This window comes from Paenibacillus sp. JT31N11, from assembly GCF_056269285.1.
Map to the genome: position 1 here is coordinate 115,415 of NZ_JBWDNQ010000014.1, position 12,486 is coordinate 127,900.

The window sequence follows — 12,486 nt, forward strand, 5'->3', positions numbered from 1 at the left end:
GACGGAATGTGAACAAGGTGAATCAATTGCTCTATTTCATTAAAAATTTACGGTTTAAGCAGAAGCTGATTCTGTCTTATCTGCTGGTTGTCATTATCCCGATGTCGGTGCTCGGTATTTACTCCTATAATCAATCCAAATCGCTGTTAATCAAACAAGCGAAGGCTGGCATTGAAAGCAGCGGCAGGAAAATGGCGGATAGTTTGGATTACAAAATGAAAATGTACAACGCAGCGATAGAATTGATCAGCTATAACTCGAATATCGTTAATGTTTTTCATAATGAATACAGTGATTATTATACGATGTATAAGGATCTGAATGAGAAAGTGGATCCTTTGTTCAATACCATCCTTTTTCTAAACAGCGATATTCGCCAGCTTACCGTTTTTACGGACAACCATATTACGGAAAGAAGAAACTCCATTCTGGCCATAAGCCATATCGAACAGATGGCTTGGTTCAAAGCAGCTATGTCCAATGTCCAAACGAATTGGTTCAGTGAGGAAGGGAAGCTGTTTGCCGCTCACCGGTTTGTCGGTGCTTATAATCAGGACATCCGGAACTTGCTGTACGTAGAGCTCGATCCTAAGAAAGTATTCGCCGAACTGGCGGTCGCCACGGATCAAGATTACGGGATCATCATTACCGATCAGCAGCAAAATATCATCTATTCTAAGGCTCAACTTGAAGATAAGAGCGCAGAAGCACAGATTCATCAATGGGTCAGTCAAGGACATAAGGTGTCAGACTGGCCGGGGCTTATTGCCATCACCTATGAAATTGCTGAAACGGGATGGAGTATTGTCTACTTCATTCCTAGTAATTCCGTATCGGTTAACGCTGGAATTATTCTGAAAGCGACGATCACCATCGAAGGCATCTGTTTGCTGCTGGTCATCATCCTCATATGGGCGCTGTCCTACTCCTTCGTCAAACGGATTCATCAACTGAACCGGAATATGAACATGGCGGCGATCGGCAATTTGGAGATCGAAGTCCAAAGCGAGTCCAAAGACGAAATTGGTGAGCTGACGAACCGGTTTGGCAATATGCTAAGAAGCCTTAAATCAATGATTGATGAAGTGTACCAAAGCAAAATCATTCAGCAGGAAGCGGAAATGAAGGCGCTGCAATCACAGATTAATCCTCATTTTCTCTACAATTCGCTTTCCTTGATTAACTGGAAAGCAATCGATATCCATGCCGATGAGATCAGCCGCATCACGACTACGCTTGCACTTTTTTACCGAACGACCTTAAATCGGGGCGATGACATTATTTCTGTTCAAGGCGAGCTCGCCAACACGAAAGCCTATATTGATATTCAGCTCGTTATGCACGAGTATCAATTTGATGTGGTCTACGATATCCAGGAATCGTTGTACACCTTTGAAGTGATTAAGCTGATTTTGCAGCCTATCGTGGAAAATGCCATTGAACATGGAATCGATAAAAAACGCGGAGGCCGGGGACTTCTCACAATTAAAGGAGAAGAAGCGGGAGAGACGATCGTCTTAATCATTGAAGATAACGGTCCGGGAATGAGCGATAAGCAGATAGAAGAAGTATTTGTGAAGAAATCGCACGGCTATGGTCTATATAATGTGCAGCAGCGCATTCAAATCTTTTTCGGTGCGAGTTATGGCATATCCGTTCATTCCGAGCCGAATCAAGGAACCCGGATTACCATTGAGCTGCCAAAGTATAACCAAAACAATTGATGATCTCTGGAGGGTTACAGAACCATGAAACAGCCATTAAAGAAAAAGTGGAAAATCTATACGATTCATCATTCTCATACCGATATCGGCTACACCGAACGCCAGGAGAAAATTGAACAATTTCATGTTGATTTTATCCGTCAGGCTGTGGAAACGGTGAAATCCATTCAATCAGGGGAGCACCCGGAGTGGAATGGCTTTAAGTGGATGTGTGAGACGTTTTGGGCTGTGGAGCGTTTTTTGGAGCAGGCTACGGATGAAATGAGAGCGGATTTCGCAGCTGCCGTAAGAAATGGCGATATCGAATTGTCAGGCACGTATTTAAACATGACGGAGTTGATAGACGGAGAGCTGTTAACCAATATGATGGGCAAAGCCAAAGCTTACGCGGATCAAATCGGCATCAAGGTGAGTTCAGCCATGACGGCGGATATTAACGGCTACAGCTGGGGGTACGCTCAATCATTGGTAGATTCGGGAATTGATCACCTGCTGACCAGCATCCACACGCATCACGGCATGTTTGCTCTTGGGCGCAAGCAGTATCCTTTTTATTGGGAAACTCCGAAGGGAGACCGGCTGCTTGTATGGAATGGGGAGCATTATATGATGGGTAACGATCTGGGACTTAATCCAGGTTCAATGCTCTCCTACTCAATTCAAGACGAGTTTGCGATATGGGGCGTAGCGGATAATCATTGGGAGGTTGCGGAAACACGGATCAACCGTTACCTGCAGCAGCTGGAAGCAGAAGAGTATCCCTATGACTTCGTGCTTGTGAATGTGATGGGTCTGCTTCGGGACAATGCCGCTCCGAATGGCGGGATTATGGAATTTATCCATGCATGGAATGAGAAGCACGGTTCAGCCGTTGAGATTGAAATGACAACGCTGTCCAAATTTTTTGAGCATGTGAAGAAGCAGTCTGCAGAAATCGATGTGTTCCGCGGGGATTGGCCGGATTGGTGGTCGGACGGGGTAGCCTCCACGGCCATGCATACCCAGATATTCAGAGAAGCGCAGCGAACGCTTAGAACGGTGAAGAAGCTGGATCCTCGCAGTGAAATTGCCGGAAGTGAATTAATCCAAGAAGCGGAGCAGCAATTGATTATGTATGCTGAGCATACCTGGGGGTATCATTCTTCTGTCCGTGAACCTTGGCATCCATTGGTTCAGGAGCTTGAGGTGCGCAAACAAGCGTATGCAGCGAATGCCAGCCGTAGTGTCTGGACGGCATTGGATAAGGTGACGCACAGCAAGGGTGAAGCGCTGCTGGCCGCGGGTCGTCCGTTTACGTACAAAGTGATTAATCCATCGGAGCGCAGTGTTCAGGAGCTAGCTTATTTCTACATCGAAGGCGGATGGGAGTCGGATTTGTTCCGCAGCGGCCTTGAAGTCGTAGATGACAAGTCCGGCAATGTCCTGGTTCACCAGAAGGAATCGGTAAGCAAAGGCAATCAGATTGCGGTCCTGATCTCGCTGGAGCCTGGAGAAGAGCGTACCTATTCGCTGAGCCCTGCAGCGGATGTCCGCGCGCATACAACTAAAAGCTCAAGGCTTAAAGGAAACGACGGCATCTACGATATGAATGATTTGATCCCGCTGCAGGACGCTTTTGTAAAACAAGGATTATCGATCAGCGAATCTTCTATTGAATCACCGTATACAAAGATCGAATGGAAGATTGGAGAAGGAATCCTTTCGTGGACGGATAAACCATCAGGCGAGCAATTGCTTCGGTCAGATGCTAAGCATGCCGCTTTTACGCCGGTTTATGAAGTAACGCCTGCCGGCAGCATCAAGGATATGGCTGAAGTTCGCAGGAAGATGGGGCGCAACCGCAAAGGTATGGATGTAAAGCGTTATGCGGGGCGGTTGACCGGTGCAAGGGAAATTACGAACGGACCGTTATACGGAATCGTAGAGCTGCTCTATCAAGTGGAAGGATCCAGCTATTATTCTTTATTCCTGAAAGTATACACAGGCAAGGCCCGGGTTGATGTTTCGGTGCGTATGCACAAAGACAGCACATGGGATCCGGAGAACGTATATATTTCGCTGCCGTTCCGTTCCGGAAGCCAAAAAGAGCAGTTGTGGATGGAGAAGGCGGGAGCATTGGTTCGTCCGGGGATTGACCAACTGCCGGGAACCATGCTGGATTATTATTGTCTGCAGGAAGGTCTTGCCTACATCACTGATACGAAGGGGCTTGTTATTGCTGCGAAGGATACACCGTTATTCCAATTGGGCTCGCTTGAATACGAGACGAGAAAAGTTCATGGACAGCAAGAAAAGGATGAGTTTCACGATTTGTATGCATGGGTGCTGACGAACTATTGGGAGACCAACTTCAAAGGCACGCTTGGCGGGTTCTATGAGTTCCGCTATGCGATTCAATGGGGAGCAGAGTTGAATACGGCTGAAGAAGCGGTTGCGCAGGCGCACAGCATTAACAGCGGCTTGGTTAGTTTCAGAGCCCGGACATAAACTGGTTGAACCTTAAACCCGGCAATCTATCGGAGCCATTCCGATTTTGACCGGGTTTTTGGTACGATCTTAGCATGCCAACCGGAACCAACAATATGAATCAAGGAGACGATGACAATGACGACTTTATACAATCGGGAACCAGAGATACGGATCACCGATAAGGATCATGAAATTTGGGCAGGGTATGCAGCAATCGCGCAGGAATTGCTTCGGAAGTCTCAGGGAAAATCAAAGGCGATCATGACGGTTGAGTGTTACCCCGGCGTCCGGATGAACGAAATCGCAGCAGGACTCCAAAGCTGTATGCCTGTAGAAGCCGTAATATATGCCGAGCATGCGGTTATCGATAAAGAACTCCGGGAAGCCCAGGTGGGCCGTTATTTAACGGATGACCGCGTTTTCGGCTATATGTCTCCCTTTACGATTAATCAATTCTATGACAATAAGAAATTAGAGCTGCTGAGGGCTAGGATTGATCAAGTGACGGCAGGAATCGTTGTCGTTATCGGGTTCGGAGCAAGCTTGGTCACCCAATCCGATATGCTGATCTATGCGGATCTGACAAGATGGGAAATACAGCTGCGATACAGGAGCAAAGAAAATGGGAACTGGCTTGCTCATAATCATGATGAAGATTTACTAAGGAAATACAAACGGGGGTTCTTCGTGGAATGGCGAATGGCCGACCGGTTAAAGCAATCGATCCTATCCCAATCGGATTATTATTTGGACACGAATGCGAAGGATAAACCGAATATGGTCACTATAAGTGCACTGTTTGCTGGACTTGAGCAAGCGGCCGCACAGCCGTTTCGCCTAGTTCCTTACTTCGACCCTGGGGTATGGGGAGGGCAATGGCTGGAGCGTAACATTGGCTTAGAGCCGAAGAACCATCCTTACGCCTGGGGCTTCGACGGTGTCCCGGAAGAGAACAGCCTTTATTTCCGGTATGGCAACTGCCGCATGGAGCTACCGGCTATTAATCTCGTATTCTTCCAGTCCATTCCGCTGCTTGGCAAACAGGTATATCAGCAATTCGGCGCCGAATTCCCGATTCGTTTCGATTTCTTGGATACGATCGGAGGACAGCCGCTCAGCTTGCAGGTGCATCCTTTGAAGGCATATATTCAAGAACATTTCGGCATGGCCTACACGCAGGATGAAAGCTACTACATGCTGGAGGCCGAAGAGGATGCTGTTGTTTATCTGGGGTTAAAAGAAGGCATTGATGCCAATCAGATGTTTGCTGATCTGGAGAAAGCCCAGCAGGGGAATTTTACTTTCCCGGCCGAGCAGTATGTTAATACCTATCCTGCCCGGAAGCATGATCATTTCCTGATACCTGCCGGTACCGTTCACTGCTCCGGCAGCAATGGGATGGTGCTTGAAGTCAGTGCAACACCTTATATATTCACTTTTAAGCTGTGGGATTGGGACAGGCTGGGACTTGACGGAAAACCAAGACCGGTACACCTGGAGCATGGCCGCAGAAACATTAGCTTGGAGCGCACGACGGCCTGGGTGAACGAGAATCTCGTCGGTCAGGTAGAGCAGCTCGAAGAAGGCGACGGATGGAAGGAAGAGCGTACAGGTCTGCATGAGCTGGAGTTTATTGAAACTCGGCGTCATTGGTTTACAGGCATAGTTTCCCATCATACGGATGGTACGGTTCATATGCTAAATCTGGTAGAAGGCGATGAGGCTGTGGTTGAAAGTCCGGAGGGCAAATTCAATCCTTTTACCGTCCGTTATGCGGAAACGTTTATTATCCCCGCATCCGTCGGCGCCTACACGATCAGGCCGGGCGGCAGCAATCGGAGCGAACGCCTTGCAACGATAAAAGCTTATGTTCGTTCCTAATGGTCCGGATTTGGGGAGGGTAACCTATGACACATATCACGATTGATTTCGGAGGGACCAATATAAAGATCGGGTTAGTCCGCAGCGGCGAAATCATTGGACATTCTAGCATACCCAGCAACTCCGGCCAAGGCATTCATGCCAGGCTTGATGATGTAGAACGAACGGTTCGGGGTCTCCTAGACAGTTTTAACCTTCCAATGCAAGAATGCAGAGGTGTGGGAATAGCGATACCCGGTATTGTAGACAGCCCTAAGCGGAGAGTCCTTTCCATACACGAGAAATATGAAGATGTAATCGGGTATTCATTTGATCAATGGGTTCAAGAGCGATTTGCACTTCCATTCGTGATGGAAAACGATGCAAGGGCGGCATTGATTGGTGAAACAGCCTATGGAGCTGCCAAAGGTCAGAAGGATGTCGTAATGATGATTTTCGGTACAGGCATCGGAACGGCGGTTATGATCAATGAACAAGTACTCAGGGGCAAACATCATCAAGCCGGTGTGCTTGGGGGTCACCTGACTACTGATATTCGGGGGCCTCTATGCAACTGTGGAAATCGGGGCTGCCTTGAAGAGCATGCCAGCCACCGCTCGCTGCTGCCCAGGGCAAGGGAAAGTGAGAAGTTCAAAGAGAGTGTCCTCTTCTCTGTAGAAGAGATGAGCTACCTGGCCGTCATTGATGCCTGGCAGTCAGGGGACAGCTATGCGCAAGAATATATGAATGAATTAATTTCGCATTGGAGTGCAGGCATCGTAAGTTTAATTCATGCTTACGATCCGGAAACCGTTATTCTAAGCGGAGGGTTAATGAAATCAGCCCATGTCCTGCTCCCGATTATTGAGGAGCGTGTCCACAGTATGACATGGACGCCATGGGGCAAGGTGGGTTTCATCGTCTCGCCGCAGCCGGACGCTTCCGTACTGCTGGGACTTTCACGTTTGATAGATTCAGAACAATAAACTTGAGCAGGAACAACAAATGTAGATGTTTGCCTGTGGTTATACCAGTCAACAAGAGAAAGCCGTCCCTATTCGGACGGCTTTTTTTGCTGTGCGCCAGCAGAGTGGTGAACAAGCCAATTTTGACCCGTAAAGTTTAATTTGGCTATAGCCGGGGCGATATGATTAGGTCAGAAGTAAAGGCGTGATGAGGGAACTTGTCCGCAACCGTACGCTGCTGCTTATGTTCCTGCCGGTAGCTGTACTCCTGTTCTTCTTCAATTATCTGCGGCTGGCGGGTCTTGTCATCGCCTTAAAGAACTCGAGGGGTTAACGTTACTCAACCAAGTATTTTCAACATTATTTAGCTTGGCTGGTCACCTCTTTCCTGTTTACTGTACATGAGACAAACACCAATCTTCGCGGAACATATTTTTTCCTCCTAAACTACCTCGATACGATTTAGTTTTCTCACGAATGCTCGATCTTGCTAACGGTACAGGTCGGTGCCCTATGGTTTAATGCATCCGGTACGCCATGCTTTCTTTGAAATTCCGCGAATAAGCCAAAACTCGTACCACGAAACGGTAGGTATCGATTAAGCTGCTAACTGAAAAGGCAACGTTTTAGGAGGTGTAGGCTTCACCGCTGCGAGGCATTCCAGCAAGTATTCCAGCCAATTTGCCATACCGATTCATAATGGACCTCATTTTCTTCATCTTCTTCACCTGAACATTATGTGCATGCATCGTATGGAATTCCGGGTTGTTCATGACCAAACTCATGGTCATCATGAAAATGAAACGTCAGGTGAAGCTTGTAGGCATGAATGGCTTGTTTAGAACCAATAGAATGACGGGCTAGTGTATTTTCGGTCCCAATAAAATTTATACTTTACATTTTGATTCTATTGTATAATTTAGCTAAACATTTCGGGTCGGAGGAGGGTTACCCCTGAGACCATCTAAGGTGCGAATACCGTTCAACCAATCCGTGGCCTGGAGAAGATCCGTCAGATCAAAGAACTGCTTATACATAGATCTTACCGGGACTATTTTTTGTTTTATATAAAGATCAATTCGGAATTGAGGATCAGTGACATTCTACCTCTGCAAGTATTTGAGGTGAAGGCAGCCACCCATCTTAAGGTCCAGAAAACCTCCATGTTGTCATGCCGAGAGGACTTATTCCGATTGTTAAAGTTGGCTCTCTTTAATATAAATTTATGGTTTTCGTTCTGAGGATTGAAAAAATATGAGTTTACACAAAAATTCTCGACAAACCCATGTGACATGTAATAATTACGTTTAAACATAATCCACTCCTCCTATAAAGCGGGATAATCGAAGGCCCTCCACCATAACCCATCATGGTTGCCCGGCCAAAAGAAATAAATAACTTCAGCAGTTTACTCCACATACTTTTCACGATCCTTTTCCTAATCAATTTCGCCGAGTTCAGTAGCGGGCAATTCAAAGGGTGTAGAGCTGCAACCAAACCGGCCCTATTTAATCAAGTTGTAATTTGTTTGACTAATTAATTTACGTTATTAAGTTTATTATGGAAATAATACATCGATACGTAAATATTTTCTATGATCTTATTTCAAAGTTATTAGCTCATTGATCTTAACAAGGTAGTACGGTACAAATTTGAATTAACTGTCGAACCGGTTTCTATTTTCAGACTAATAGAACTAGAGTAATAAGCCGAACTAACTATATCAACATAACTGGAAGAACTGTATACTTCTGGTGATTGCTGTTCGCTTCAATTCATAGGTTATTTACTAGCAATCCGTGATGTCACCAACCACTGATAAGAGGAGATGGTAAACGGATGACGGTTAAATTTCAGGAAAATTATTTAACGCTTCGAGATATTTCAGAGACGGCAGCAAGCTATTTGCTGGACAACGGCACGAAGCTCTCAGAAGCATTGGCTTTGGAACGACAGCAGACAAGCGGTCAGGCGGAGAAGAAGCTGCAGGACATTAAAACAAATCTAGATACGGCAAATGCCTTATTTCTCAGAAAGCGTTACCGCGAAGCGATCGACGTCTATAAAACCTCCCAGGCTCTAATTTATAAGCTGCTGCATCCCAGCTTTCCGACGCAGGTTGCCCGCAGGTCGGAGGCGATATTCCCGCTTGATTCCGTCCTGTTCGGACCGCTGCTGACCGCAGGTCTGGATCTTGTCGAAGCCCTGCCGCTTACCGATTTTTCAGATAAATTTGGTCCCGCGTTCACGGAAGTTCCGGAGGTGCGCGCAAGACTTGAGACTTATGAAGGTCTGGGTATTCAGACTTCTGATACAGCGCTTCAATCGGCAAAATCAGACAGCGAGCTTGGAATTTCTTATGCTGCAAGAGGACAGTGGAATCGGTCCGAATATTATTTCAAGCGGGCCATGGAGCAAGTATCCAGGTCGGAATCCGAGGATGCCAAGTCGGCTTATGGAGCGGCTGCGATCAATCTGGCGGCCGTGTATATCAACCAGGATCAGACGGAACAAGCCCAGGATATGCTGAACCAAGCGAATCGGATATTTATTGAGCACAAAGATCTGGTGGGACAAGCTCAATACTGCTTCAATATGGCGGCTGCTCTTGTCAGGCGGGGGGATCAAGGACGGGCTGCCGAGCTGCTAAAACAGGGCGATCAATTCGTTGTGCAGGCGCAGGGGCTTGCTGCAGAGAACGCCACGAATCGACTAGCGCTGCCACTGACAGTGGCGGATCAAGTATCGATATCAGATAAGCTATCAATGGAACCTCGAACCTTGAGCGACATGCATTCCTCGCAAGGCCTTGCCGTCACATTCCGCATGCCAGGCAAGGGCGGGGGATGGCTCAAGCAGCAAGTAGAGAGCAGAGCGACATCCGCTGAGAAGGAATTCTCTAAGACTCTAGGTACAACAATCGGACAGGAGCGTCTCGAGCTCAAGTGGAAAACGGGCGATATTCCGCCGACTGATCCCATTTACTTCCTATATAAATCCCGCATTGATGTAATGGATATCCACCTCATCCGCTTTCATGACGACGTCATCACCGATTTCTCCATCCAACTCCCTCACCTCTACTTCTATGTCATTCCTACCGCATTAGGCGACTGCTATCATGCACTTGGCGATTATGAAACCGCACAATCCTATTATTTGAGCGCTGCTGATTATGAATATATGAATATGGCCATCGAGTTGCCTGCCCTGTGGCTGAAGATTGCCGATAACGTTCTACGGTGGGGGGATTTGCTCTATAAGAATGATGATTTTGCGAAGGCCACTGAGATTTACCGGATAGCTGCCGAAACGCCGGGAACCGTGCCGCCGGTTAATCTGGATTCTCCTCTCTACAAACAAGCGAAGCTGTCGGTGACGGGAGCCCAGGTACAGGCGATGCTTACCGAATACGAGGTAAGCGCCAGCATTGGCGCAATGAATCCGCAGCTTGCAATTACCGTATTGACGATTCGTAATCGGCTAGCGCAGCTCGCTGCGAATTTGGATTTTCTGGGCATGGCGGATATTGTGCCGATCTGGAGCTTTGATTATTTGCAAAATGTGGCGAGGTATTTCGCCCAGCAGGCGATTCAGGCGGAGCGCGGGTTTATCGATTTCTATGACCGCGGCGAGAATGAATCGTTGACAAGGATGCAGCTGGAGCAGGCCAGCAGCATTGCTAGCGCCGAGCAGGAGCTCGCCAAGCAGCAGCGTGAAGCATCCGAATTGGAAGTGAAGGTCTATCAGGCAGGCAAAGATTATGCGGCGGCTCGCTCGGCGAATGCCGAGCAGAACTTCAATGATTATTCCGCAATGAGCTGGGAACGGATCGGCCTGCAGACGAGCATAGCCTGGTATTCCTCGCAGAATCCGTGGGAGCTGGAGAATGGCATCGATGGCGGCAGCCAGCATATTCATGAGGTGATTGCCGAGAAAACCAGACGTTCGCAAACGATAACCCGTGATTATGAGCTTGCCGCGATGCAGCGCCAGAAAGATGAAATGTTGAAAGCACAGATCATGGCGCAGGCCCAATTAAATGCTTCTATCGCTCAACTTGATGTCGCAAAGCAGAATGAGGTCATCGCAGGGCTTCGCAAGCAAGCGGCCAAAGATAATCTGGAGGCGTTCGAAAATCAGTTTTTCTCCGAAGATGTCTGGTACCAGATGGGCAATTTCATGAAGACAATCTCCGCCAGCTACTTCAACATGGCGCTCAGATCGGCGAGATTAATGCAGCGTGCGTACAATTTCGAGAATGATATGGTCCGCCATTTTATCAAAACCGATTATGCCTCGCAGTCGGTCAAAGGGATGTTGGCTGCCGATGCGCTGATGCTGGATGTGGATTCGTTCACCTATGATGCAATCGTGAATGTGCAGCGGAAACGGGTTCCGGTCAAGCAGACCATTTCACTGATGGAGCGTTATCCATACTTATTTGAGACCGCATTCCGCCAAACAGGACGGATGGAATTTGAGACCCGGATCGAAGATTTCGATATGGCTTTTCCGGGGACTTTTGCCCGGAGAATTGAAAGCGTTGAGGTCGAGATTGAGGGGGTTCTTCCTAGTTCCGGCGTACGCGGAACGCTGACCAATGGCGGGGTAAGCCGTTATCGGACGGCGGATATTAACGAGCTGAAATTCCGCATTCAGCCTAAGGAAACGCTGCTGCTATCGGAATACCGGCTTCGCGAGGACAGCTTCATCTTCCCGGCTGACGGCCGTACGCTGAAGATTTTTGAAGGGGCAGGCGTCGCCAGCTCATGGGTACTCGACATTCCGCGGTTCTCTAATGATCTGGACTTTTATTCGATCTCGGATATCCGGGTCACGTTCTACTATAACGCGAATTATGACGAAGTGTTGGCCGAAGGCGTGAGAGCAGAGCTTGCATCAATTGCAGCAGCAAACTTCCGTCCAAGAAGCCTTCCGCTCCGCTGGACATATCCGGACGCGTTTTTCCATTTCCAAGATACTGGGGTGCTCGAATTCTCGCTTGGCCGGACAGATTTTCCTTTTCAGGAGGAAAACCCGCAGCTTCGCAACGTAAGTCTGCTTGTCCTGACGGATGACGGGGTAGATACCTCCGGCTGGACGATCCGGCTGGGAGTTCCAGCACATACGGATACACTCGCTGCAAGTCCGAATGCAGAGGGCCAAATCACCGCAGCGCCGGGTCATCCATGGGAGCCGCTTGCTGCAGGAACGGCTATCGGTCAATACCGGGTGGAACTTCTTGCGGCGGACAACCCGGCTCTCGTCGTAGATGGCAAGCTTCAGCTGAATCAGATCCGGAATTTGATTCTGCTGACGGAATATGAATTCACGCCTCGGGTTTAAGTCGGGGCTCAGTCACCAAAAACTGAGATGATGCTTACGAAGTAGGTCTTTCTACGAAAAAACTAAGCTTACGATGTAGTTTTTGCTTGTTCGTATCGAACACCGACACGATCAGACAC

6 protein-coding genes and 1 pseudogene are annotated in these 12,486 nt (G+C 48.0%); 6 read left to right on the forward strand and 1 reads right to left on the reverse strand.

The genetic code is table 11. From position 1 onward, the window contains the following. The first annotated feature begins 8 nt into the window (after positions 1-8). The 5 genes from AC0YNV_RS32115 (at position 9) to AC0YNV_RS32135 (ending at position 7,352) form a co-directional block, all read left to right on the forward strand. Positions 9-1,724, forward strand: a complete 1,716-nt coding sequence (locus AC0YNV_RS32115) for a sensor histidine kinase (protein ID WP_475771679.1) — start codon at positions 9-11, stop codon at positions 1,722-1,724. Positions 1,725-1,748: 24 nt separating this feature from the next. Then, complete coding sequence (locus tag AC0YNV_RS32120; RefSeq protein WP_475771680.1) at positions 1,749-4,211, forward strand: glycoside hydrolase family 38 N-terminal domain-containing protein; 2,463 nt, start codon at positions 1,749-1,751, stop codon at positions 4,209-4,211. A 117-nt stretch (positions 4,212-4,328) separates the two neighbouring features. Further along, positions 4,329-6,074 carry a class I mannose-6-phosphate isomerase gene (locus tag AC0YNV_RS32125; RefSeq protein WP_475771681.1) on the forward strand — a complete coding sequence of 582 codons (1,746 nt, stop codon included), beginning with the start codon at positions 4,329-4,331 and terminating at the stop codon, positions 6,072-6,074. Between the two features lie 26 nt (positions 6,075-6,100). Further along, a complete protein-coding gene (locus AC0YNV_RS32130; RefSeq protein ID WP_475771682.1) occupies positions 6,101-7,039 on the forward strand; it encodes an ROK family protein in 939 nt (312 codons plus the stop codon). A 187-nt stretch (positions 7,040-7,226) separates the two neighbouring features. After that, positions 7,227-7,352, forward strand: coding sequence for a hypothetical protein (locus AC0YNV_RS32135; RefSeq protein ID WP_475771683.1), 126 nt, complete (start codon positions 7,227-7,229; stop codon positions 7,350-7,352). A 264-nt stretch (positions 7,353-7,616) separates the two neighbouring features. Here AC0YNV_RS32135 and AC0YNV_RS32140 read toward each other — a convergent pair. Continuing rightward, positions 7,617-7,824, reverse strand: a pseudogene (locus AC0YNV_RS32140) (IS110 family RNA-guided transposase); the annotation flags it as partial. Between the two features lie 1,033 nt (positions 7,825-8,857). Between AC0YNV_RS32140 and AC0YNV_RS32145 the strand changes: the two are divergent. Continuing rightward, the gene (locus AC0YNV_RS32145) at positions 8,858-12,367 is read left to right on the forward strand and encodes a Tc toxin subunit A-related protein (protein WP_475771684.1); all 3,510 of its coding nucleotides are present in this window, start codon (positions 8,858-8,860) and stop codon (positions 12,365-12,367) included. Positions 12,368-12,486: the final 119 nt, after the last annotated feature.